The organism is Deltaproteobacteria bacterium, from assembly GCA_011773515.1.
Taxonomy (GTDB): domain Bacteria; phylum Desulfobacterota; class Deferrimicrobia; order J040; family J040; genus WVXK01.
Genome location: WVXK01000002.1, coordinates 1 through 24895 on the forward strand (window position 1 = coordinate 1; position 24895 = coordinate 24895).

18 protein-coding genes are annotated in these 24895 nt (G+C 58.1%); 14 read left to right on the plus strand and 4 right to left on the minus strand.

Annotated elements, in window-relative coordinates:
- The 4 genes from yidC to rpmH all read right to left on the minus strand — a co-directional run.
- A partial coding sequence (yidC, locus tag GTN70_00230; protein NIO15430.1) for a membrane protein insertase YidC occupies window positions 1-1004 on the minus strand: 1004 nt, incomplete at its 3' end.
- Entirely contained in the window at window positions 983-1237 is a 255-nt protein-coding gene (gene yidD, locus GTN70_00235; GenBank protein ID NIO15431.1) for a membrane protein insertion efficiency factor YidD, read from the minus strand. The genes yidD and yidC, both read right to left, overlap by 22 nt.
- Window position 1238: 1 nt before the next feature.
- On the minus strand, window positions 1239-1598 hold the full coding sequence (gene rnpA, locus GTN70_00240) for a ribonuclease P protein component (GenBank protein ID NIO15432.1): 360 nt from the start codon (window positions 1596-1598) through the stop codon (window positions 1239-1241).
- 7 nt (window positions 1599-1605) lie between these two features.
- Window positions 1606-1758 carry a 50S ribosomal protein L34 gene (gene rpmH, locus GTN70_00245; GenBank protein NIO15433.1) on the minus strand — a complete coding sequence of 51 codons (153 nt, stop codon included), beginning with the start codon at window positions 1756-1758 and terminating at the stop codon, window positions 1606-1608.
- 401 nt (window positions 1759-2159) lie between these two features.
- On the opposite strand from rpmH, the gene dnaA reads away from it, so the two are divergent.
- From dnaA to uvrA, 14 genes are all read left to right on the plus strand, one after another.
- Window positions 2160-3494, plus strand: coding sequence for a chromosomal replication initiator protein DnaA (gene dnaA / locus GTN70_00250; GenBank protein NIO15434.1), 1335 nt, complete (start codon window positions 2160-2162; stop codon window positions 3492-3494).
- A 243-nt stretch (window positions 3495-3737) separates the two neighbouring features.
- The gene (dnaN, locus tag GTN70_00255) at window positions 3738-4859 is read left to right on the plus strand and encodes a DNA polymerase III subunit beta (GenBank protein NIO15435.1); all 1122 of its coding nucleotides are present in this window, start codon (window positions 3738-3740) and stop codon (window positions 4857-4859) included.
- Between the two features lie 3 nt (window positions 4860-4862).
- Window positions 4863-5930, plus strand: a complete 1068-nt coding sequence (gene recF / locus GTN70_00260; GenBank protein ID NIO15436.1) for a DNA replication and repair protein RecF — start codon at window positions 4863-4865, stop codon at window positions 5928-5930.
- Window positions 5931-5982: 52 nt separating this feature from the next.
- A complete protein-coding gene (gene gyrB / locus GTN70_00265; protein NIO15437.1) occupies window positions 5983-8430 on the plus strand; it encodes a DNA topoisomerase (ATP-hydrolyzing) subunit B in 2448 nt (815 codons plus the stop codon).
- A 52-nt stretch (window positions 8431-8482) separates the two neighbouring features.
- Entirely contained in the window at window positions 8483-10912 is a 2430-nt protein-coding gene (gene gyrA, locus GTN70_00270; GenBank protein NIO15438.1) for a DNA gyrase subunit A, read from the plus strand.
- Window positions 10909-11742 (plus strand): tetratricopeptide repeat protein, encoded by an 834-nt coding sequence (locus GTN70_00275; protein ID NIO15439.1) that lies wholly within the window; start codon window positions 10909-10911, stop codon window positions 11740-11742. Before gyrA ends, GTN70_00275 begins: the two co-directional genes overlap by 4 nt.
- On the plus strand, window positions 11742-13310 hold the full coding sequence (locus GTN70_00280; protein ID NIO15440.1) for a hypothetical protein: 1569 nt from the start codon (window positions 11742-11744) through the stop codon (window positions 13308-13310). Before GTN70_00275 ends, GTN70_00280 begins: the two co-directional genes overlap by 1 nt.
- Window positions 13288-14328, plus strand: a complete 1041-nt coding sequence (locus GTN70_00285) for an NAD(P)H-dependent glycerol-3-phosphate dehydrogenase (GenBank protein ID NIO15441.1) — start codon at window positions 13288-13290, stop codon at window positions 14326-14328. Before GTN70_00280 ends, GTN70_00285 begins: the two co-directional genes overlap by 23 nt.
- The gene (nadA, locus tag GTN70_00290; protein NIO15442.1) at window positions 14325-15254 is read left to right on the plus strand and encodes a quinolinate synthase NadA; all 930 of its coding nucleotides are present in this window, start codon (window positions 14325-14327) and stop codon (window positions 15252-15254) included. Before GTN70_00285 ends, nadA begins: the two co-directional genes overlap by 4 nt.
- A gap of 53 nt (window positions 15255-15307) precedes the next feature.
- A complete protein-coding gene (gene mfd, locus GTN70_00295) occupies window positions 15308-18733 on the plus strand; it encodes a transcription-repair coupling factor (protein NIO15443.1) in 3426 nt (1141 codons plus the stop codon).
- A gap of 51 nt (window positions 18734-18784) precedes the next feature.
- The gene (locus GTN70_00300; protein NIO15444.1) at window positions 18785-19780 is read left to right on the plus strand and encodes a hypothetical protein; all 996 of its coding nucleotides are present in this window, start codon (window positions 18785-18787) and stop codon (window positions 19778-19780) included.
- Window positions 19780-20748 (plus strand): hypothetical protein, encoded by a 969-nt coding sequence (locus GTN70_00305; protein ID NIO15445.1) that lies wholly within the window; start codon window positions 19780-19782, stop codon window positions 20746-20748. Before GTN70_00300 ends, GTN70_00305 begins: the two co-directional genes overlap by 1 nt.
- Before the next feature lie 94 nt (window positions 20749-20842).
- A complete protein-coding gene (pdxA, locus tag GTN70_00310; GenBank protein ID NIO15446.1) occupies window positions 20843-21841 on the plus strand; it encodes a 4-hydroxythreonine-4-phosphate dehydrogenase PdxA in 999 nt (332 codons plus the stop codon).
- The gene (gene uvrA / locus GTN70_00315) at window positions 21828-24680 is read left to right on the plus strand and encodes an excinuclease ABC subunit UvrA (GenBank protein NIO15447.1); all 2853 of its coding nucleotides are present in this window, start codon (window positions 21828-21830) and stop codon (window positions 24678-24680) included. Before pdxA ends, uvrA begins: the two co-directional genes overlap by 14 nt.
- Window positions 24681-24895 lie beyond the last annotated feature (215 nt).

Below are 24895 nucleotides of genomic sequence, written 5' to 3' on the forward strand. Positions count from 1 at the left end.
TAATCGAGGACCTCGTCGAAGTTGTTGCCAACAGCCTTGAGCGCTGCGCTGTTTTTTGGACCCAAATACCCTTTTATGGAAAATATCAGCCTTTCGCCCGGCTTTATCTCTCTTTTGTCTCGCGCGACCGTTACGTGGAGGCCCTCCTCGCCTATCGGGTTGGCCTCGATAACCTTCGCCGGCTCATCGGGAATGCACCCCATGGTAAAGTACTTGCTGTCCACGGCCACCCAGTTGGCATAGGTCTTGGGGCCCTTCCCCTTGCTTATCTTCTTTATGGTGAACCTCTTGACGTCCGTGCCGATTTGCGCCACGAGCCCCTTGAAGGAATACCGGTCTCCCGCCAGCGCCCCACTGTAGACCTGTGAGATCTCCAGGCCCGGGACAACCTGCATGCTGTAGGGGGTTGTGTTGTGATATTCCGTCACCATATCGACCAGGTAGGAGTCCCGGTAAAATGTGTAGGTCCGTTGGATCTTGAATCCCTCGCGGGAGCTCCAGGTGAGGGTGAGCGCTCCCTTCTCCTCCTGGACGATATCCAGGGATTGCTTGTCGGCCTGAAAAACGAAGTCGGCGGGCAGGGGGGGGCTGAAGTTGCCCAGCAACATATCAAAGGGCAGGGGCCTTAGGCTTCCCTCCCCGACGATATTCACCGGTACCCCCTCTTTGCCGGGGCTATCGCGGTACTTTTTGAGGTCGAAGTGCTCGAACCCCCCGCCGCTGGTACGCAGCAGGGCCCGGTAGCGGGGAGTCTCCACCTTGATAGATCGGGGCGCCTTCTTTTCTGCGGGTCTCAGCGCACCCGTGTCGACCCTCGGCTTCTCCGGCACCTCTTGTATCTGTTCCCCCGGCGGTTTCACCAGGGCCCCCGTTTCGGGAGGCTTCACCTCTTCCACCTGCTCTGGTTCTCCGGGGCTTCGCTTCTGCTGCTTCTGCATGTACATCTGAAAGGCAAACAGAACCGCGAGAGACAGCACCATCGCTAATAGCGTTCTCTTGACCATTTCCAAACCTTTCTTCTGATGTTCTTGGGGAAATCGACTCCGCCGGGAAAGAGGGGGCTGCACCGGAGAATCCTGGCTACTCCCTGCAAAAGGCCGATGATCGACCCGTTAAGCAAAACCGCCTCGATCATGTATTCAGAGCAGGTGGGATAATACCTGCAACACCGGGGCAGCATCGGTGAGAGAATCCTCCTGTACGCCCGCACCGCCCCGATTATGGCTCTGCCCGTCATATCAGGCATCGTCCTCACCGTCAAGCGATCCCAGAGCCGCCCGAAACTCTCCCGCCACATCCTCCAGGCCGCGAATGCCCTTTAAGTCCTTCACGATTGCCACCATGTCAATGCCCTCGGGAAGGCCCGCCTTTTCCAGGCGGAAGGTTTCCCTGAGTAGCCGCTTGATTCTGCTCCTTCTTGCCGCCCCTCCTACTCTGCGGCTGATGGAAATGCCGAGCCTCCTTTTTCCCTCATCCTTTCGATATACGTAAAAAATGAAGTGGTGGGTAACAATCCTCCTGCCTGACGAGAGCACCTTCTTGAATTCGGAGGGCCTTCGTAATCGCTCTTCCCTGCCAAAACCAAATAGCTTTGCCATCTACTTTCTATTGCTTCCCGCCGGCAACCGCAGCGAGCCGTTTTCTTCCCTTGGCTCTCCTTCGTCTCAGAATTCGTCTCCCCCCCGCTGTTGACATTCTCTTTCTGAAGCCGTGTTTCCTGTGCATTCTCAGGTTGGAGGGCTGGTACGTCCGCTTCATCTCTCACCTCGCTATCAGAACTCGACCAAGTGATATAGTCTATTTTTCCTTTATCACAAAAGTCAACAACAAATACAGCCCCCCTTCTCTTCCCACGCCGGGCGGGAGGGAGAAATATTTTTTTACTTTCTTCTTGAAAACCCCCCTTCCCTGTGCTAATCTTCCAACTACTTCGTTGTGAGAATCAAGGGTTAACCTACCTCTTAAGGGAACATATTTGCCGCAGAGCGTTTTTTTGGCTGTTTTATTTTGGGGAGGGGTCTTTTTCGCTTAAAACACAGGGGCTTGCAGACTTATCCACAGATGTGGACAAGCCTGTTAATAACTTTTATCCCTGCGAGAATCTAGTGTCCTTGAATTGAACCGATTATTGCCTTGTTAGGGAGTGAAAAGGTGCGTTTTTGAAGTTTTGGGAAGACATACTGCTGGAGCTCGAGAAAAACCTCTCAGATCAGGTCGTGGACACATGGTTCAGGCCCCTGCGATATGTTGCCTTCGAGAATAAGAGCCTCTTGATGGAAGCGCCCCATCGGTTCTTCCGCGAGTGGATCGAGGAAAACTACCTGGAGCAGTTCCTTGCCACGGCTTCCCGTGTTGCCGGCAGCGAAATCTCCGTGCGGTTCATCGCAAACGACTGGGAGGAGAACGGCAACGCCATCTTCGATGGTCGGCCGCTGACACCGCATCCCCCCGAACCGGCAAGAGACCGGGTCTCCACCATTCTCAACCCCCAGTATACCTTTGAAAACTTCGTCGTCGGGCACAGCAATCAGTTCGCCAATGCGGCCTGCCTGGCCGTCGCGACGAACCCGGCAAGGCACTACAACCCGCTCTTTATCTACGGTGGCGTGGGCCTGGGAAAAACGCACCTGTTAAACGCCATCGGGAACCACGCGCTCAATAACAACCCGACCGGGAAGGTATGCTTCATGAGCTCGGAGAAGTTCACCAACGAGCTCATCACATCGATTCGCTTTCAGAAGATAGATCTCTTCCGGGAGAAGTTCAGGAGCGTCGACATACTCCTCATTGACGACGTTCAGTTCATTGCCGGTAAAGAGCGGACGCAGGAGGAGTTCTTCCACACCTTCAACGACCTCTACAACTCCAACAAGCAGATCGTGGTCACATCGGACAACCTCCCAAAAGACATACAGGATCTCGAAGAGCGGCTGCGCTCCCGCTTCGAGTGGGGGCTCATCGCCGATATACAGCTTCCCGACGTAGAGACGAAAGTCGCGATCCTCAAGAAGAAAGCCGAGATGCTCCGCATCGCGCTTCCCGACGACGTTGCTTTCTTCCTCGCATCGTCCGTGAAATCAAACATCAGGGAACTCGAAGGATCGCTGAAGAGGCTCCACGCATACTCTTCCCTCGCAAACAGGGACATAACGCTGAATCTCTCCAAGGAGGTCCTCTCCAGCATGCTCCCGGAGGGAGACAGGAACATATCCCCCGACCTGATCATGAAGGTCGTTGCGAGCTTCTTCCAGACGAAGATGTCGGACCTCAAGTCGAGCAGGAAACACAAGGTAATCACCCACCCGCGTCAGATTGGCATGTACCTGATGCGCCAGTTCACCAACCTCTCGCTGCCCGAGATCGGCCAGAAGTTTGGAGGGAGGGACCACTCGACGGTTATCCACGCCGTGAAGAAGATAGAGAGCAGGATAGCCGAGGACCCGCAGACCCAGCAGATCGTCGACAATCTAATCAACCTCCTGAAGAGTTCCTGATACTCCGGAGTGGAAATGCTGTGAACAAGCCTGTTTATAGTATCCCCTTTTCTGTGGATAAAAGATCAGGCAATGCAAATCTTGCAAGATGTGGTATAAACAGGTACGGTATTCAACAGCGGTGATAACAAAATTCATCCAAAAGAACGACCAGTTGGACACCTGTTCACAATTTCACAGCCCTTACTACTACTATTGAATTTATAAATATACTTAATACCAAAAGAGAGAGGGGTGGATAACATGGAGTTGATCATCAGCAAACAGGCTATTGAAAAGCTTCTCGCCAGGCTTCAGGGTGTTTCGGAGAAGCGTCATGCCATTCCTGTCCTTTCACACTTCAACCTGGAAACGAGCAAAAACCGGGTAAATGTAACGGCAACGGATCTGGACATCATCATTCGTGACTTTTGCGAAGCAGATGTAAAGAAAGAGGGGGGATACCTGATACCGACGCGAAAACTTCTCGATGTGGTGCGGGTGCTTCCCACCGAGACGGTTACGGTGAAACTTCTGGAAAACGGATTTGTGGAGGTAGTTTCGGGAAAGAGCAAGTTCAAGATCGCCGGCCTGCCGGTGAAGGAGTTTCCCGATCTCCCCGGAAAGGAGGAGGGAGAGTCGTTTACGATCCAGGCCGCGGTTCTGAAGTTCATGATAGACAGGGTGATAAGCTTCACGTCGACGGAAGACACGCGTATCGAGGTGTCGGGGGTGTTCTTCGAAAAGGTAGACACGGGGGAAGGAGAAAAGCTCCGCCTCGTCGCTACCGACGGGCACCGGCTCGCCTACGTCGAGGAGAGGGTCGACGGTTTGCCGGAGAGGCTCAGAGAGGGGATCATCGTTCCGAGGAAGGGTGTTGGCGAGCTCCGGAAGATGATAGACGAGATCGCAGGGGACGTGTCTGTCAGCGTGGGAGAGAACTTTCTCAGCGGCAGCCTGGATGGATCGGAGATAACAATCCGGCTCATCGGCGCAGAGTTCCCCGTGTACCGGGAAGTGATACCCGGTGCGTTTTCGAGGAAGGCCGTGGTGGACCGTGAGAAATTCAGCGAAGTGCTCCGAAGGGTATCGGTGATAGCAACGGAAAAGCTGAAATCCGTTATCCTCAGCCTCGAGGGAACCGAGATGGAAGTGTCCTCTGTGAGCCCCGATTACGGTGAAGCGAGCGACTACATCGATGTGAAGCTGGAGGGTGATGGGCTGAGGATTGGTTTCAACGCGCGGTATCTCCTCGACGTGACCGCAGCGTCGGGGGGGGAGAATCTCGTCATAGACATATCGAACGAGCTGTCACCGGTTCTTTTCAGACCCGAGGGGAGGGATGACTTCGTAGCCGTCGTGATGCCCATCAGGACGGCCGTGTAGGGAATGTTTCTGTCTTACCTCGAGCTCGAGAACTTTCGGAACATCGGGTCCCAGGGGATAAACCTTCAGCGGGGGATAACCGTCCTCTGGGGTGAAAACGGGGGCGGGAAGACGAACATCCTCGAGTCGATCTACTTTCTCTCCTACCTGCGCCCCCTTCGGCGCGGCGGCGTTGCCCAGCTCGTCCGGCATGGCGAGAGGGAGTCCCGGATAACCGGGAAAGTGAGAAGCGGCAGGGATGGCGAGGATCTCAGCGTTTTCCTGAAGCGGGGCGAACGGGTCACCGCGCTGCGGCAGAACAAGAGGGCGGCGAGCTTCAGGGAGTACGTGGGAGGCCTCTACAGCGTCGCCTTCGTGCCGGAGGATATCAGGGAGCTCTTCGGCCCACCCCCGGGCAGAAGACGGCTTATCGACCAGAGCGCCGCAATGGGAAAGCCCCTTCACCTCGATGTCCTCATGGCCTACCTGCAGTGCCTGCGGCAGCGCAACAGGCTCCTCTTCCTCATCCGGGAGGGGCGGGCGGAAGAGTCCACCCTCGAGCCCTTCGACAGGGAGATGAGCCGCCTTTCCATGGAGCTGTCCTCGCGCAGGAGGGAAGCGCTCCAGAAGATAGAGGGGCACTTTCAGTCCTGCTACGAAGCGATTGACGGTGAGGGCCGGGTGCGCCTGGAGGGAAAAATAGCCTTCGACGAGCAGGAGTTTGCGCGCTCGAGGGCCCGGGACATAGAGAGAGGCGCATCGACCTACGGCCCTCACAGAGATGACTTTTCTGTGCTGGTGGACGGCGAGGACGGGAGGCTCTTTGCCTCACAGGGAAAAAAGAGGGTCATTGCCGTTGCCTTCAGGCTTTCCCAGGCGCTTCTCCTCCATGATCTTTCCGGCCGGAGCCCGGTCATGCTGCTCGACGACATAACCTCCGAGATAGACCCCGGGAGGAGAAGGAGGCTCCTTAATATGATAGAGAAGCTGGGATTTCAGACCATCGTGACAACGACCGACGCGACCCTTATCCGCGAAGGATTTTCTCGCGAAGTGAGAGCTTTAAAGGTTCAAAAGGGAAGCATTCTGTAGTAAAATAGATTGGTTTTAAGAAAATGCCGTTGAGGCGGGGGTGCAAAGCCGTATGGAAAAGACGGATTCTTCCGAAAATGGTGGAAACATAAAGGAAAGTTTATACACGGCCGACAAGATAAAGGTTTTGAAGGGCCTCGAGGCGGTGCGCAAGAGACCGTCCATGTACATCGGGAGCACCGACTCCTACGGGCTCCATCAGCTCGTGTACGAGGTCGTCGACAACAGCGTGGATGAGGCGGTAGCGGGGCACTGCAACCAGATAAGCGTGGTCATACACCCGGACAACTCCGTCCTGGTGGAGGACAACGGCCGGGGCATCCCCGTTGAGGTGCACAAGGAGGAAAACCGCTCGGCCGCCACGGTTGTCCTGACGACCCTTCACTCGGGCGGGAAGTTCGACGGCTCCACCTACAAGGTGTCCGGGGGGCTGCACGGAGTCGGCGTGTCCGTGGTGAACGCCCTCTCGGAATGGCTGGTGCTCGAGGTGAAGCGGGAGGGAAAGCGCTACGAGCAGAAATTTTCGCGCGGCCGCCCCGAGACGGACCTGGAAATTTCCGGCACAACGAAAAAGCGCGGCACGCGGGTAACCTTCCTGCCCGATGGGCAGATATTTCCGGAAGTGGACTTCTCCTACGACACCATCGCGGGGAGGCTCCGGGAACTGTCATTTCTCAACGCGGGGCTGAAGATATTCGTATCCGACGAGCGAACGGGAAAGTCGGACGAGTTCTACTACAAGGGCGGGATCAGAGCCTTCGTTCAGCACCTGAACAGAAACAGGAGCGCCCTCTTCCCGAAACCCATCTACATCCTGGGTGATCGGGAAAACACCATCGTGGAGGTCGCCCTCCAGTACAACGACTCGTACCAGGAAACGGTGTTGTCCTTCGCCAACAACATTCGCACCCACGAAGGGGGCTCACACCTGGTGGGGTTCCGCAGCGCCCTGACCCGCCAGATAAACAATTACGCAAACAGCAGGAACCTCTTGAAAGGGGTAAAGGAAAACCTGCAGGGGGACGATGTCCGGGAGGGGCTTACCGCGGTCATCAGCGTAAAGGTCCCCGAACCGCAGTTCGAAGGGCAGACCAAGACGAAGCTCGGAAACAGCGAGGTGAAGGGGGTTGTGGACTCCCTGGTTTACGACGGGCTGATCAACTTCTTCGAGGAGAACCCGTCTGTCGCGAAAAAGATCGTGGAAAAGGGGACCGAGGCGGCACGGGCCAGGGAGGCGGCACGGAAGGCGAAGGAGCTCACCAGGAGAAAGGGGGCCCTCGATTTTTCGACGCTCCCGGGAAAACTCGCTGACTGCCAGGAAAAAGACCCTCTTCTCTGCGAGCTCTTCATCGTGGAGGGTGACTCGGCGGGCGGAAGCGCCAAGCAGGCCCGGGACAGGCGTTTCCAGGCCATACTCCCCCTGAAGGGAAAGATCCTGAACGTGGAGAAGGCCCGGTTCGACAAGATGCTCTCATCGCAGGAGATACGGACGCTCATCACGGCACTTGGAACGGGGATCGGAAAGGACGAGTACGACCCGTCGAAACTGCGCTACGGTAAGATCATCCTCATGACCGATGCCGATGTCGACGGGGCGCACATCAGGACTCTCCTCCTGACCTTCTTCTACCGGCAGATGAAGGAGATGCTCGAGCGGGGCCACCTCTTCATTGCGCAGCCGCCCCTGTACGGCGTCAAGAAGGGGAAGGCGAGCAGGTACCTTCAGGACGACGAGGACCTGGAGGAGTACCTGATCGACAACGGCAAGGAGGGGGTCAAAATCATACGGAACCACAGCAGCCCGATAATCGGCGCACGGCTGCTTACCTTTTCAAAAAGGATTGGCCGTTTCAAGAGCCTCATCGAGAGGAAAGGGCGCAAAGGGTACACCGAGGAGTTCGTCAAGCAGCTTGCCCTCGACGGCAGCCTCGATGCGGGCAGGATGGAAGACCGCGCCTTCCTCAAGGGCTATTTCAAAAAAATGGGGGATATCCTTGCCGCACCGGCATTGCAGATCACGGACTTCTCTTTCCAAGTGGACGAGGAGGAGGGAAACGGGAGTTATTTTGCATGGGTTTCCCTCAAGGAGAAAGGGATAGTGCGGTCCTGCAGGATCGACCACCGCTTCGTTGACTCGAGCGATTTCAAGGAGATGAAGTCGCTGGGGATCTCGCTGAAAAACACGGCCGAGCTGCCCTTTCTGGTGAGCGCAAACGGCGACGAAAGGGAGATCGCCGACTACCTGGAGCTTTTACGTCTCGTCACGGAGCAGGGAAAGAAGGGAGTCTACGTCCAGCGGTACAAAGGCCTGGGCGAGATGAATCCCGACCAGCTCTGGGAAACGACGATGAATCCCGAGACGCGGGTCCTGAAGAAGGTCACCGTGGAGGATGCGATCTACTCCGACGAGATATTCACCATTCTCATGGGGGACAGGGTGGAGCCGCGAAGGGAATTCATAGAGAAAAATGCCCTTGAAGTTTCCCACCTCGATATTTAATAATTACACGTTGGCCAACCGTTAACAGGAACCAAGACAGGGAGTTTGTCCCATGGAGCCGGGAAAAAACATACATTCGGTGACTATCGAAGACGAGATGAAGCGCTCCTACCTGGATTACGCCATGAGCGTCATCGTGGGGAGAGCGCTCCCTGACGTGCGGGATGGCCTCAAGCCCGTCCACCGGCGCATACTTTTCGCCATGAACGAGCTCGGCAACGACTGGAACAAGCCGTACAAGAAGTCGGCACGGATCGTCGGGGACGTGATCGGGAAGTTTCACCCCCACGGGGACACTGCCGTGTACGATGCCCTTGTGAGGATGGTTCAGGACTTTTCCCTCAGGTATCCCCTCGTTGACGGACAGGGGAACTTCGGCTCCGTCGACGGTGACGCTCCTGCCGCGATGCGGTACACGGAGGTCCGCCTTCAGAAGATAGCGGGCGAGCTTCTGCGCGATATAGAGAAGGAAACGGTCGATAAAGTCCCCAATTACGACGGGTCCCTGGATGAACCGACGGTCCTGCCCGCCAGGATTCCGAACCTGATCGTCAACGGTGCAACCGGCATTGCCGTGGGGATGGCGACGAGCATCCCGCCACACAATCTGAGCGAGGTGATCGACGCGCTCGTCGCGCTCATCGCGAACCCCCACATCGCCAATGAGGAGATGATGCAGTTCGTGCGGGGCCCCGATTTTCCCACGGGCGCCATCATCTACGGCACGGAGGGGATCAGGGAGGCGTACAGGACCGGGAGGGGGTCGGTCACGATCCGGGCCCGCGCCTACATGGAGCAGGCCAAGAGGGGGGACCGGGTGAGCATCATCGTGTCGGAAATCCCCTATCAGGTAAACAAGGCACGGCTCATCGAAAAGGTTGCCGATCTCGTGAAAAACAGGCAGATCGAGGAAATTTCCGATATCAGGGACGAGTCGGACAAGGAGGGGACGAGGATCGTCTTCGAGCTCAAAAAGGACTCCATCCCCGAGGTGGTCCTGAACAAGCTCTACAAGAACACCCAGATGCAGACCAGTTTCGGGATCCAGTTCCTGGCCATAGCAAACAACCAGCCGAAGACCTTCGCCCTGAAAGAGCTCCTCTCGGAATTCATCCTCTACAGAAAGGAGATCGTAACACGCAGAACGCTCTTTGACCTCGAAAAGGCGAGGGGAAGGGCGCATATCCTGGAGGGGTTGCTGATCGCCCTGGCCAACCTGGACGCAGTTATCGAACTCATCAAAAAGTCGAAAGACCCCAAAGTGGCCAGGGTCGGCCTGATGGAGAGATTTTCCCTCTCAGACAAACAGGCGGGGGCCATTCTCGAGATGAGGCTCCAGCGGTTGACGGGCCTCGAGAGGCAGAAAATAAAGGATGAGTACGCCGAGATCAAGAAAACGATCACGACCCTCGAGGCGGTACTGGCAGACGAGAAAGTAATGATGAAAGTCATCGCCGATGAGCTCATCGAGGTGCGGGAGATGTACGGCGACGAGAGAAAATCCCAGATCATCGAAGAGACGGAGGATCTGGGCATAGAGGACCTGATCGTCGATGAGGAGATGGTGGTAACCGTTTCCCACAGTGACTACATAAAGAGAAACCCCATCAGCTTCTACCGGGCCCAGAGGCGCGGAGGGCGCGGCAAGATCGGGATGGCCACCCGTGCCGAGGACTTTGTGTCGAAACTCTTCATTGCCACCATGCACTCCTATCTTCTGTTCTTCAGTGACCGGGGAAGAGTCTACTGGCGCAAGGTCCACGAGATCCCGGAAGCGTCGCGCACGGCAAAGGGAAGGGCTATTGTCAATCTCCTCCGCCTTCAGCCGGGTGAGAACATAACGGCCGTTCTTCCCGTCCGGGAATTCGAGCCGGGGAACTACATCATCATGGCCACGGAGCGGGGCCTGATCAAAAAGACGGACATGATGGATTTCAGCCGGCCCCGGAGCACGGGTATCATCGCCATATCGCTGAGGGACGAGGACCGGCTGATCGAGGCGGCGATATCATCGGGAGAGGACGAGGTAATTCTCTCTACCCGCAGGGGGCTTTCCATACGATTCAGCGAGAAGGACGTTCGGGGGATGGGGAGGCAGGCCACGGGCGTCAAGGCGGTGAATCTGGGCAAGGATGACATCGTGGTGAGCATGAAGATCGTCAGAGGGGGCGGGACGATCATGACCGTTACCGAGCTCGGATACGGGAAGCGCACGCCGGAGAGCGACTACCGGAAGCAGTCCAGGGGAGGAAAGGGTATAATCACCCTGAGGGTGACGGGAAAGACGGGACACGTGATCGGCTCGATATTCGTTAGCGATGACGACAACCTCATGCTGATTTCAGATAAGGGGAAAATCATCCGAATAAGGGTAAATGAGGTGCGTGTGGTCGGCAGGAATACCCAGGGAGTGAGACTGATGGAGATGGAGGAGGAGGACAGGCTGAAGGCGATAGACCGACTTGCGGAGAAAGAGGAATGACGCCTAGAGCGCTGAGAGGATTTGCCTGCGCCGTTCTCCTTGCCCTGTGCGCGGGCTGTGCGGAACCGGCAAAGAGGCTCTACGATGAAGCCGGTGCGAGCGCCAGCCAGGGAAAATGGGACAGGGCAAAGGAGATCTACACCACGCTCCTGGATATGTACCCCCAGTCGCGCTTTGCGCCGGGCGCAACGGAGAAGATCGCCGATATTTTCGCCTTCGTCGAGCGGGACTTCGAAGCGGCGATCGAGATGTACGACCTGCTCCTCTACAACTATTCCCAGTCCTCACTTGCCCCCGTGGCCCTTATGAAGAAGGCCGAGATATTGAAGGAGCGGAGGCAGGACCCCGTGGCGAGCCAGGAGCTGCTGGAGAGGCTGTACCAGAACTACCCCGGCTTCAGCGAGAGGGATCACGTCCTGATTCTCATGGCACGCTGCCTCGAGAGCACGGAAAATTTCACCCGGCAGCGGAAGTATCTCCGGGAGCTCATACTCACCTATCCTGATTCCCCTCACGCAGCGGAGGCGCACTACCTCTACGGCATGTCCTGCCTGGCCGACGGGCTCATCGATGAGGCGCTCCTGACGTTCAAGAACTTTCTCTGCGATTACCGGAACACCCGGTTTGCAGCGAGGGCGGAGATCGGTTACGCGGAAGCGCTTCAGGAGAAGCACGGCAAAAGCGAGGCGGCGAATTATCTCACGGCGATAATCGATCGCTACTCCACGCCGGAAAGGGGCATCCTGGCGGAGCAGATAAAGGTTCTTCAGAGCAAGGTACCCATCTCCCGGATCAAAATTCCCGGCAAACGACTCAGGGGGCGACGCTGATGGGCGGTAATGTTTACCGCTTCACCCAGAAGGCAAAACTGGAGGATCTGATACGCCTGGTCGTGGAAAACGACATTTCCGCGGACCGGCTCGAGGAGATCGCGGGCGACATGGTGCGCTTCGGCGACAGTGCCGTCCGGCCGCTTCTTCGGGAGCTCGACTGTGCAGAAGACGAGGAGAGCTTCAGCCGCCTCACCTACGTGATCGAGTGTCTCCAGAACTCCAGTTTCGTTGCGCCTCTTTTGAAGATGCTCCTGACGAGGAAGCTGTCACAATCCTTCCGGGCGCAGATACTCAACGTGCTGCACAATTTCGACGTCGATATATCGGATACCCTCCTCGGAGGGGTTTCGGGTGACCTGAGGGTTATGACGGAAAGTTTCGTCGATCTCACGATCCGGGACGAGAATCTCCTGGAGAACTTTCTCGAGGAGTTCCAATACCTGGGCTTCGACCTCCAGCAGAACATCATTCGGAGAATCGCCTCGACCAAGAGCACCCGCTCGGTGTTCATCCTTTTCATCATCGCCTCGGCGTATAACTCGTCCGTTGCCCTTCACGCCGCACGTGAGCTCGGCAGGATCAGGGATGGCATGGCCCTCTCAGCCCTCCGGCGGCTGATAAAGCGCACCCGGAGCCCGGAGGTGAAGATGCAGGCCGTGCGCTCCGTGCGGAGGCTGGAGCTTCTGGGCGTGAAAAAGGAGAGGAGGTTCTACCGTTTTCCCCAGGGGCCTATCTACCGGGTCGTGGTGAGCCGGGCGGACGGGATGGACGAGTTCACCGTCACCGTTTCCCGCTTTTACGATGAGAGGAAAAGATCCCTCGCCATGAGCATCTTCCAGGTAAACAGGTCATACGGCATCGTGGAGTGTTACGGGAATTTCAAGACCTCCCGGAAAGCCTTCGACAGCATCGTATCGGGTTTTGTGCGAGCCCGCAGCTCCCTCGAAGTTCCCTTCGAGTACGGGCTGCGCCTCATCCGGCACGGGATGTTCCTCACGGAGAAAAACGAGGGGCTCTACCCTGCCGAGATGCACCTCCGGGAGCAGATCCTGGACGCGGAAGATGTGTATCCGCAGGAGCACGAACACCTGATCAGGGGCCTGAGCCTGGAGGACGTCAGGGAGAACCTGGCCCTTCTCGAGAAGAGCGCCCACCTCATTTCCCTGCCCGAGTGTTCCGAGTGGATCCTCACGTCGAAGAGGACCTTCGAGTACGCCGAGGAGCTCGCGAAGGATCCGGCGCCGGAGAAACCATACGCGGATGACCCGAAGAAAAGGAGCCTTTTGAAGCAGTACATAAGGGAGTGCCTGTATCCCCTGCGTGATATCATCAGGGAGAGGCTCCTGTTCACGGCGGAACTGATGCAGCAGGGGGGCAGGTCAGCCAAGCACGTGAGGATGGCCCTCTGTGCGGCCCTCAATATTGGCGAGGGGGGAAATGTCTCCTTTACCCATCACCCGTTCATCGAGGCACTGGCGCGGGAGTCCCTCAGGGAGGCGGTAGAGTACCTGAGGGAGGGGGCTGACTATAAGGGTCTGTTCTATGAATACGGGGATGAGGAGTGAAGGCGGGGAAAAGATAGCGATTCTCGGGGCCGGATCCTGGGGAACGGCCGTTGCCATCGCGCTGAGCGTGAAGTTCAAGCAGATCTCGCTCTGGGCCCACCATGATGTAAATCTCGATACCATACGGGATACGGGCGAAAACGCCCTTTTCCTGCCGGGTTTTCGCATTCCCCCGAACGTGGCCCCCTCTTATGACCTTGCAGAGGTGATCGGAGGGGCCGAAATCGTCCTTTTTTGCGTTCCCTCCCTCTTTGCCCGCCAGGTGGCGGCTCGGGCGAGCCGGTACATGGAGAAAGGGCAGATTCCCGTCTCTCTCTCGAAGGGGGTCGAGACGGAAACCCTGAAACGGGTGAGCGAGATACTCGTGGAAGAGCTTCCAGAGGAGCAGGGGAGGCGGGTCTCGGTGCTCTCGGGCCCCACCTTTGCCCGGGAGGTCGCGGGCTTTAAACCCGCTGCTGCGACCATCGCCTCGGCGAGCCTCGATACCACGCGGATTCTCCAGAAAAAGCTGAGCACGCCCCATTTCCGGCTTTATGGAAACGATGATGTCGTCGGGGTAGAGCTCGGGGGGGCCGCCAAGAACGTCATTGCCATCGCAACGGGAATTGCCGATGGGCTCGGGTTCGGCCTGAATGCGCGGGCTGCGATCATCACGAGGGGGCTCGTGGAGATGAAGCGGCTCGGCGTGGCCTTCGGGGCTTCCCGGGAGACGTTCAACGGGCTGGCGGGCCTCGGCGATCTCATTCTCACCTGTACGGGTGACCTGAGCAGGAACAGGACCTTCGGGCTCCGCCTGGGCCGGGGGGAGAGCGCCCGGGAAATCCTGAGCGGGATGCTGATGGTCGCCGAGGGGGTGAAGACGTCTGTTTCGCTCCATGAGATGAGAAAAAAAGCACGGGTGGAGATGCCGATAGCAGAACAGGTGTATCATATATTATATGAGGGGAAAAAACCCGGGGCCGCGGTGAAAGAGCTCCTGGGGAGATCCCTGAAGCTGGAGAAAGAAGAGGAAGGGTGAAGATGGAGGATCTGAAGGAGAAGGTCGGCAGGGTACGGGAGCTTCTGCACGAGAGAAACGGGCTCCTCCTTGCGCACAATTATCAGCGTGACGAGGTCCAGGAAATCGCTGACGTGACCGGCGACTCCCTCGGTCTCAGCATGGAGGCGGCCAGGTCCGACGCCGAGGTTATCGTTTTCTGCGGCGTCCACTTCATGGCGGAGAGCGCCGCTATCCTCTCTCCGGACAAGAAGGTGATCCTCCCCAGGATCGAGGCGGGGTGCCCGATGGCCGATATGGTCACGGGAGATGATCTCAGGGAGTTTCGGGAGAGCAACAGGGAGCACGTGGTCGTCACCTACGTGAACTCGACGGCGGAAGTGAAAGCCTACACCGATATATGCTGCACCTCGGCAAACGCCATTTCGGTAGTCAGGCACATTCCGGAAGACAGGAAGATCTTCATGGTGCCCGACAAGAATCTCGCCCTCTATGTGGAAAAAAAGTCGGGGAGAAAACTGGAGTGGTGGGACGGCTACTGTCCGACCCACGACAGGTTGACTGCGGAAGAGGTGCGGAAAATGAAGGAGGCCCACCCCGACGCCTTCGTGGTGGTGCATCCCGAGTGCAGGCCGGACGTGGTGGAGATGGCAGACCACGTCTGTTCCACGTCGGGCATGTATACATACTGCAGGGAGTCGGCGGCGAAGAAGTTCATCATCGGCACGGAGATGGGCATTCTCTACAGGCTCAGGAAGGAAAATCCCGACAAGGAGTTCTATCTGGCGTCCGAGGTGCTCATCTGTCCGAACATGAAGCTGACAACGATAGATGACATCATCGAGTGCCTGGAGGGAATGAAGAATATCATCACCGTCCCCGAGGAAATCCGGGTGCCGGCGAAAAAAGCCCTCGATGCGATGCTCGGGGTGCCGAGAGACTCTTAAGTACCGTTATGGCCGATCAGCCGGGTAAAACAGCCCGAAATATGCAGAGCGCGGTGGGAAATGCGGCGGGGGTAACGTATGTGAGGATGGCCCCGCTCTCGGGCATCGTCTACGCCCTTTGCCAGCGCATAGGCAAGGGGGGCGATCGGGCGGTTCTCGTCGTTCCCGGGAAGAGGGAGGGAGAGGAAGCCCTCGTATGCGCCGAGACGTTCCTGGGAAGCGGGCATGCCCACATGCTCTCCCACTACGAGCTCAATCCCTACGAGGCATCATCGCCCGACCCCAACATCGTGGCCAGGCGCATCGAGACCCTCTTCGCGGTCATGGAGGGACGGTGCCGCCTGCTGGTGTCGACGGCGGAGGCATTCTCTGCATTCACGGCACCACCGACACAGCTTCGGAATATGCGGTTCGGCGTGGAGAGGGGTACGATCCTGGACAGGGAAGCGCTCCTCGGGTGGCTTGTTGGCGCCGGGTTCCAGCGGATCCCCGAAGTTTCGGACCCGGGAGACTTTGCCGTCAGGGGGGGCATAGTCGATGTGTTTTCGCCGGCCGTCAAGCTCCCCGTCCGCCTGGAGTTTGCCGGTGACGTGATCGAATCCATCCGGCTGTTCGACCCCTCGTCGCAGAGGACGGTTAAGAGTGCCGATGCGATCACCCTCTATCCCGCCTCTGAAATCGTCTGGCCCGTGAACGACCGCCCCTTGACGGAGGACCCCCTGCCCGGCGGGGTGGAAGATTTTTTGAGCGCGGGGGTCAGGTTTCCCGGCATAGAGTTTTTCATGCCCCGCATTTACGGAAAAAGGGGCGCAGCCCTCGACTATTTTAAAGGCCCGCCCCACGTCGTCATATATGATTACGCCGAGGTGAAGAAGCGGCAGCAGTTCCTGGCAGCCCTCGCGAGGGACATTTTTCGCAAGGGGGAGGAAGGCCTGCCCGCACCGGAGGAGCTTTTTTCCGAGGGGGACGGCGCCGGAGCGAAGGCGAAGGGCCAGACCCTGACCCTCATAGACAATTTTTTCAACAGGCCCGCGGAGAGAGAGCTGTTCGGCATCGACATCTCTTCCCCGGGGGGCCCATCACATCCCCGAAGGTCCCCCCTCCAGCTCAAGGGCGCCTTATCCCTTATTCAGAAGTCCCGGAAAAAGGGGATGCGTTGCTGTATCGTGGTACCCAGCCCCTACCGGCTCGACGTGATGAGAAGGATCATGGAGGAGAACGGGGTACATCCCCTGTCCACCATCGAAGACGGGCGGGGCGGATTCTCCGCGTGGCAGGGCGTGGCCCTTGCCACGTCAGGGATGAAAAGTGGATTTATCAGCAATAAAGGGGCAATTTTAGTCATCACAGACCATGATATCTGGGGAAAACGTACCTATTATAGGGATTATAAGCCATCTGACCCGGAAAAAGAAAGAATCGGGCTTCTTTCGCTCAGAAAAGAGGATTATGTGGTTCATGATGACTACGGAATCGGGCTTTTTGCCGGCCTTAAAACCATGAAAGTGGGGGGTAATACCGTAGAATTTGCGGTTATCGAGTATGACGGGGGTGATCTGCTCTATCTGCCCACGTACCGGCTGGACCTGATCCAGAAGTATGTCGGCGGCGACGGAAAGGGCCTGAAGCTCGACCGTCTTGGAGCGCGGCGGTGGGAGCTGGCAAAGCGCAGGGTCCGGGAGAAGGTGGAGCAGGTGGCCGCAGAGCTTCTCTCCATCCACGCAGAGAGAGAGGCATCCGAGGGGTTCGCCTGCGATCCGCCCGACGCCGCCTTCGAGGAGTTTGCCGCCGGCTTCGAGTTCGAGGAGACGCCGGACCAGGAGAGGGCGATAGGCGAGGTCATCGAAAACATGACGAACTCCCGCCCCATGGACAGGCTGGTCTGTGGAGACGTGGGGTATGGAAAGACGGAGGTGGGGCTCCGGGCGGCGTTCCTGGCCGTGATGGCGGGCAAGCAGGTCGCGGTCCTCTGCCCCACGACGGTGCTGGCACAGCAGCACTTCAAGACGTTCCGGGAGAGGTTCGAGAACTTTCCCGTGAGAGTTGCCTCGTTGAGCAGGTTTGTGAAGAGCAAGGAACAGAGGACGATACTGCAGGAGCTTGCAGGCGGCAGGCTCGACATCCTCATAGGAACCCACCGGCTCCTGCAGGGCGACGTGATTTTCCGGGACCTTGGCCTGCTCGTCATCGATGAAGAGCAGAAGTTCGGGGTGATGCACAAGGAGAAGTTGAAGAAGATGCGGACCACCGTGGATGTTCTGACCCTTTCTGCGACCCCCATTCCGCGCACGTTCCACATTGCCCTCTCCGGGATAAAGGACATAAGCATTATCCAGACGCCGCCGAAGGAGAGGTTGTCCGTCCGCACATTTGTGGTGGAGTTCTCCGAAGAGATTATCAGGGAGGGCATCGGAAGGGAGCTTCGGCGCGGCGGCCAGGTATATTACATCCACAACAGGATCCAGACCATCGGGAAGACGGAGCGGTTTCTCCGGGAGCTCTTTCCCGAGGCAAGGATAGAGGTGGCCCACGGCCAGATGGGCGAGGATGCATTGAAAGGGGTGATGAGGCGGTTCTACGGAGGCGGGGTGGATGTGCTGCTCTGCACGGCGATCGTCGAGTCGGGCCTCGATATCCCGAGGGCCAACACGATGATCGTCGACCGGTCCCACACCTTCGGCCTCGCCCAGCTCTACCAGCTCCGGGGGAGGATAGGCCGGGACCGGAGAAGGGCGTATGCCTACCTGATCGTGCCGCCGAGAAAAGCCCTTTCCCCGGAGGCCGTTGCGCGGCTCTCGGCCATCGAGGAGCTGTCCGAGCTTGGTTCGGGGTTTCAGATAGCCTCCTACGACCTCGACATAAGGGGAGGGGGTGACATTATCGGGCCAAGCCAGTCCGGGCACATCCAGCACGTGGGCTACGAGATGTACCTCCGGTTCCTCGAAGATGCGGTGGCCAGGCTGAAGGGAAAATCACCGGGCAGGAAGGCGCTGCCCGATGCGGAGCTCGGCGTGCCCGTGTTCATACCCGATGAGTACATTCACGACCCCCAGCGGAAGCTCGATTTTTACCGGAAGATCGCCCTGGTCCGCTCTGATGAAGATTACGACGAGGTCTTCCTCGAGCTTACCGACAGGTTCGGTGCGCTTCCCGAACCGGTTTTCAACCTGCTGCGGATTGCCCGGCTGCGATCCCTCCTCTCGCGGGAGGGCGTAAGGGAGCTCAAGGCCAGCGAAGGGAGAATCCATGTCTCCTTCGATGCGGACGCAGCCATTGACCGGAACCACATTGCGGGACTCGTCGCGAGAAAGGGGGAGAAGTACGGTTTTGACCGCCGCGGGATCCTGGTGGTCCGGACGGAATTTGACGGGACGAACTGGGATCGCCTGGTTTCCGACATGAATGCGGTCCTGGGCGGGGACAAGCTGGAGGGCGGGTTTTTCGGACGGGGAATTGCGAACCCGCGCGGAGACCGCTAAGATTATAACCATGACCGTTACCGGGTGGAAAGGGGAGATGTGGGATTGTACATGACGAAAACCATACGCGTGAAACGCGCCCTTGCGGGTATCCTCAGCGCCCTTCTTGTCTCCGGCTGCAGCGGCCTGTCGGACAATCAGGCCGGCAAGAAGGTGAAAGAGGTCGTTGTGGCCACGGTGGATGGTGGAAACATAACCCAGCGGGATCTTGCGAACGAGATCCTGGAAGTAAGGGGGTTTTCTTCGACCCTCGACGTCGAGGGGGCGACGAGGGAAGAGATCGTCAAGGCCCTTCAGCGCCTCATCCGCAAGGCGCTCATCATTGAGGAGGCGAAGAAGATGGGCGTCGACGTCGACGAAGGTGAGGTCGATCAGGAGATCATGCAGATAAAGGGCGACTATCCCGAGGGGACATTCGGAAAACTGCTGCTGAAAGAGGGAATCGATGAGAAGGTCTGGAAGGAAAAGCTGAAGCAGACCCTGCTCATCAAGAAGGCATCGGAGATCATCAAGGACAGGGCAACTCCCGCAACGCAGAAGGAGCTCTACCGATACCTGGCGAACAACAAGATCACCCTGAGAAAGAAAGTCGTCGTGCCGAAGAGGTGGTACCTCATCGAGTACGTATTTATTTCCAAAGACGATGCGGAAAGGGCCCGGGAGCTCGTCCAGAACAGCGATGGCTCGAAAGATGCAGAAATTTTAAACAGCGCCTCCCTTCCCGCCACCATTTACGACCTCGGTTATCTCTCGGAGCGGAGGATCGGCAAGGACTACGTGAATGAAGTGACGTCTCTCGAGGCACAGGGGGTTTCCAGGATCGTGAAGCTCCCGAGCTCCTACGCTTTTTTCCGGGTGCGAGATGTCCAGGAAAAGCACGTGAAGAGAAAGGAGGAGGCAATAGAGGAGATAAAAGGGAAGATCTCGATGCAGAAAAGGGAGGAATTCCTCTCGAAATGGCTGCAGCAAAAGTACAACGAGTCCACGATAAAGATAAACGAGGCGGCCCTCGGAAAGCTGGAAGGGGTGGGAAAGGGGGACCGATGATGAAGAGGATATGCGCGATGCTCCTTACCCTCGCTGCGCTCGCTGCGGGCGCTGAGCTGGCAGCCAAGGTCATCGATGGGGTTTTCATCAATATCAACGGCAACGCGGTGACCTACTCAGAATTCAGAGAGTTCGTGGCCCACCGGTTGCGGATATCAGAGGGGGACGCCGAAGAGTTCCTGAGCAAAGAGCGCTCCAGGGAGAAGCTGAAAGGCCTCACCAATGCATTCATCGACGCCAAGCTGATAAGCTTCGAGCTCGAAAAGCTCGGGGACAGGGTGAAGAAGCAAGATCTTGACGGCGTGATACAGCGGATCCTGGATGAAAACGGGTTCACCGAGGAGGATTTTGAGCAGGTCCTCGGGCGCGAAGGCATAACCCTTGGGGCATACAGGCAGAACCTCCGCCAGGAGATGGAAAAGAGCCGGGTTATCCGTGCCCTGAAGGGCAAGGAGGTGCTGGTTACCGATGAGGAGGCGAAGCATTTCTACCTCGAAAACCGGGATCGCTTCAAGCGGGACTTCAAGGTTATGCTCACCATGCTCTCGTTTCCCCTCCAGTTGCCCGAGGAGCGGGATGAGCTGATCCGGTTTCGCGAGATCGTCTCCGGTGCCGATGAAATTGTCGAGCACGGGGGCAAACTGGAGGAGGTGAGGGATTTTTTGCAGAGCAGGGGCATTCCCGTGAAATCCTCTGTCCTGGGTCCGGTGTCGGTGGACGACCTGAGCGGGGAGCTCAAGGACGAGGTTGCAAGCCTTTCCGGAGGGGAGACCTCCCGGTCGACGATCGTAAAGGACAGGGTCGCCTTCATCCAGGTGGCGGAACGGCAGGGAGGAGAGTACATGCCGTTTGAGGACGTGAAGGGGGCAATCAATGAGGAGATGGTGAGCAAAAGGAGCATCGGGGCGATAAAGGAGATAATACGGGATCTGCGCTCCCGTTCCTACATCGAGGTCTACCTTCAATAACGGGTCGCATGTCGCGGGAGTGTGGACTGCAGGATAATCTGCCCGTGGATGTGCATCTCTGTGTGTGCTCGCTTCATCCATCTATTGAGGAGTCATGGCCAGGCCAAAGATTGCGATTACCATTGGTGACCCGGCAGGTGTGGGACCGGAAATCATAGCCAAGCTTCTTGCCCAGGGCTCCATCTTCCGGCGATGTGAGCCGGTGGTGTACGGCGACAGCAAGATCCTGCAGAGGGCGTGCAAACTGATCGGCGTTCCGGGTGACGTTACCCGGGACGGGCTCGCCGTCGGGAAACGTGCCGTGTCCGTCGTCAGCCCCCTCGGGAAAGAGTATTCGAAAGGTCGGGCCAGGGACGGGACGGCGTGGGGATCGGTGTTGATGATGGAAGCGGTGAAAAGAGCGGTACTCGATGCGATGGAGGGCAGGGTTGCGGCTGTCGTTACCTGCCCCATCACCAAGGAAGGGATCGGGCGCGCGGGCTATGCCCATCCCGGCCACACGGAGTTCATTCAGGAGCTCACGGGAGCGGGAAGGGTCGTCATGATGCTCGCGGGGAAGCGCCTGAAGGTGGCTCTCGTTACCACCCACGCTTCCCTCAGGGAGGCGGTGTCGATGATTGACGAGGAACGGGTATTTGAGACGATAGAGATCGTGTGGAGGGACTTTGTGAACAAGCTGGGTTACGAGGAGCCGAACATAGCGGTTGCGGGCCTGAATCCCCACGCGGGAGAGGGGGGCCTTTTCGGCCGGGAGGAGGAGGATCACATCCTCCCGGCTGTTCACAGGGCCAGAAAAAGAGGGATGAATGTTTCGGGCCCCTATCCCCCCGATACGGTCTTTCGCCGGGCGTACAACGGCGGGTTCGACGTGGTCGTCGCCATGTACCACGACCAGGGGCTGATACCGCTGAAGCTGGTCCACTTCGACACGGGCGTGAACGTTACCCTGGGGCTTCCCGTGGTCCGCACCTCGGTGGACCACGGAACGGCCTACGATATCGCCTGGAAGGGGATCGCCCGGCCCACGAGCCTTCGCTCCGCGGTGAACTTTGCCCTGGACATGATACGGGGAGGCGCGCGTGGCCATCGATAAAATCGTGATAAAGGGAGCGCGTGAGCACAACCTGAAGAACGTGTCGGTGGAGGTCCCCCGGGACAGGCTCATCGTCATAACGGGGGTCTCGGGTTCGGGCAAGTCCTCTCTGGCCTTCGACACCATATACGCGGAAGGCCAGCGCAGGTACGTGGAGTCTCTGTCTGCCTATGCCAGGCAGTTTCTCGAGCTGATGGAGAAGCCAAACGTGGATTCGATAGAGGGGCTTTCCCCGGCGATTTCCATAGAGCAGAAGAGCGTGAGCAAGAACCCGAGATCGACGGTGGGGACGGTTACGGAAATTTACGACTATCTGCGGCTCCTCTTTGCGTCGGTCGGCGTGGTGATGTGTCCCCACTGCGGAAAGGAGATACGGTCACAGACGGTGCAGCAGATGACCGACGCGGTTCTGGCCATGGGCGAAGGGGCGAGGGTCGTGATCATGGCACCCGTGGTCCGGGGAAGGAAGGGTGAGTACAAAAAGGAGATCGAGCGGTTCAGAAAGGACGGTTTTGTCCGGATACGCGTCGATGGACAGATCTGCGACCTTGCAGAGGAGATCACCCTCGACAAGAAGAGAAAGCACGATATCGAGGTGATCGTCGACAGGATAGTGGTCAGCGAGGCGGCGCGCAGCAGGATTGCCGAATCCCTCGAGCTCGCGCTGCGGATGGGCAGCGGTGTGGTTACGATTCTGGATCACTTCGGAAAGGAGGGCTACTTCAGCGAGCGTTTCGCCTGCCCCGAGTGCAACTTCAGCCTCCCCGAGGTATCCCACCGGCTCTTCTCTTTCAACAACCCCTACGGGGCCTGTCCCGCCTGCGCCGGCCTGGGGGTGACGAACCATTTCGACCCGGATCTGGTGGTTCCGGATCCTTCCAGGTCGATACGGGAAGGGGCGATTGCCCCCTGGTCGAGGAAGGGCGTGCCGTCCCCGTACTACACGGCCATCCTCGAGTCGCTCGAGGAGCACTACGGGTTTTCCATCTACACTCCCTTCCGGGAACTTCCCCGGAACGTTCAGAACGTGCTCTTCTACGGCTCGGGAGAGGAGGAGATAAAGTTCTACTACGACGAGGGGAGGAGGAGGCATTTCTACTGGAGGCCCTTCGAGGGATTGATAGCGAACATCGAAAGACGCTTCCGGGAGACCGATTCGGAGGCGGTGAGGGAGGATCTGGAGCGGTACATGCGCCAGGTTCCCTGCAGGGATTGCGGCGGGGCCCGCCTGAACAGGGACGCGCTCCAGGTGACCGTGGGCGGCAGGAACATTTACGAGGTTACCCGGCTGGCGGTCAAGGAGGCAATCGGCTTTTTCGATCACCTCCCCCTCGGTCAGAAGGAATTTCAGATCGTAGAGCGGGTCCTCAAAGAGGTTCGGTCCCGCCTGGGATTCCTGGCGAACGTCGGTCTCGACTACCTGGCTCTCAACCGGGCATCGTCCACCCTGTCGGGCGGGGAGGGCCAGAGGATCCGGCTGGCCACCCAGATCGGGTCTTCCCTCGTAGGCGTGATGTACATCCTCGACGAGCCCAGCATCGGCCTTCACCAGAGGGACAACCGCCGCCTCCTCAGGACGCTGATGGAACTGCGGGACCAGGGAAATACGGTCATCGTCGTCGAGCATGACGAGGAGACGATAAGGAGCGCCGATTTCATCATCGACATGGGTCCGGGGGCGGGCATGTCGGGCGGAGAGGTCGTCGTGTCGGGCACCCTGGATCGAGTCTGCTCGGCCAAGGAGTCGATTACGGGGAAATACCTGTCCGGGCAGAAGACGATAGAGGCCCCCGATGAGAGAAAGGGAGGGACGGGGAAACACATCCGGGTTTTAGGATGCAGGGGGAACAACCTGAAAAACATCTCCGTGAGGATACCCCTGGGCGTCATCACCTGCGTGACGGGGGTCTCCGGGTCAGGAAAGTCCACCCTGGTGTTCGATACCCTCAGGCCCGCCGTCGCCAACCGCCTGACGGGGTCGAAGGACCGCCCTGCCCCCTTCGAGAGGCTCGAGGGAGTGGAGGACATCGACAAGGTCGTCAATATCGACCAGTCACCCATCGGCAGGACGCCGCGGTCGAACCCGGCCACCTACACGGGGGTGTTTACCTACATCCGGGAGCTCTTTGCCATGCTTCCCGAATCCCGGGCCAGGGGTTACCGCCCGGGGAGGTTTTCCTTCAACGTGAAAGGGGGAAGGTGCGAGGCCTGTCAGGGCGAGGGCGTCATCAAGATAGAAATGCACTTCATGCCCGACGTGTACGTGAGCTGTGACCTGTGCAGCAGGAAACGGTTCAACCGGGAAACGCTCGAGGTCACCTACCGGGGGAAAAACATAGCCGACGTTCTCGGCATGACGGTGAACCAGAGCTCCGAGTTTTTCCAGAATATCCCGAGAATCAAAAGGAAATTGCAGACGCTGAAGGATGTGGGGCTGGGGTACATCACCCTCGGCCAGAGCGCAACCACCCTGTCCGGCGGCGAGGCGCAACGGGTGAAGCTGTCGCGGGAACTTTCCCGGAGAGATACGGGCAGGACCCTCTACATGCTCGATGAGCCCACGACGGGGCTGCACTTCGACGACATAAAGAAGTTGCTCAGGGTCCTTACCATGCTCACGGAAAAGGGAAACACGGTGATCATAATCGAGCACAACCTCGACGTGATAAAATCAGCGGATTACATAATCGACCTCGGCCCCGAGGGGGGAGACGAGGGAGGGTTCCTGGTGGCCCAGGGAACCCCGGAGGAGATTGTTCGGGTCCAGGACTCTTTCACCGGACGGTACCTGAAAAAGCTCCTCGGCAGGGGAAAGGCGAAGGTGGCGATCGGGAAATAAAACAGCTCCACGTGCAGAGATCAACGTTCACGGGCAAAGGGAATCGACTTTTACTCGAAAACTACGGGCGGGGAAATATCCCCTGTGAACCTCGAACAGCCCTTCAGGGAAAGTGCTCTCTTTTTCGGTTGACCGCCGTTTGTTTTTGTGTTAGAAATCCACAATTTGTTGCTCACGTCACCTGCGGGGGCGACAGAGGTTTCGAGGGTCCCTTT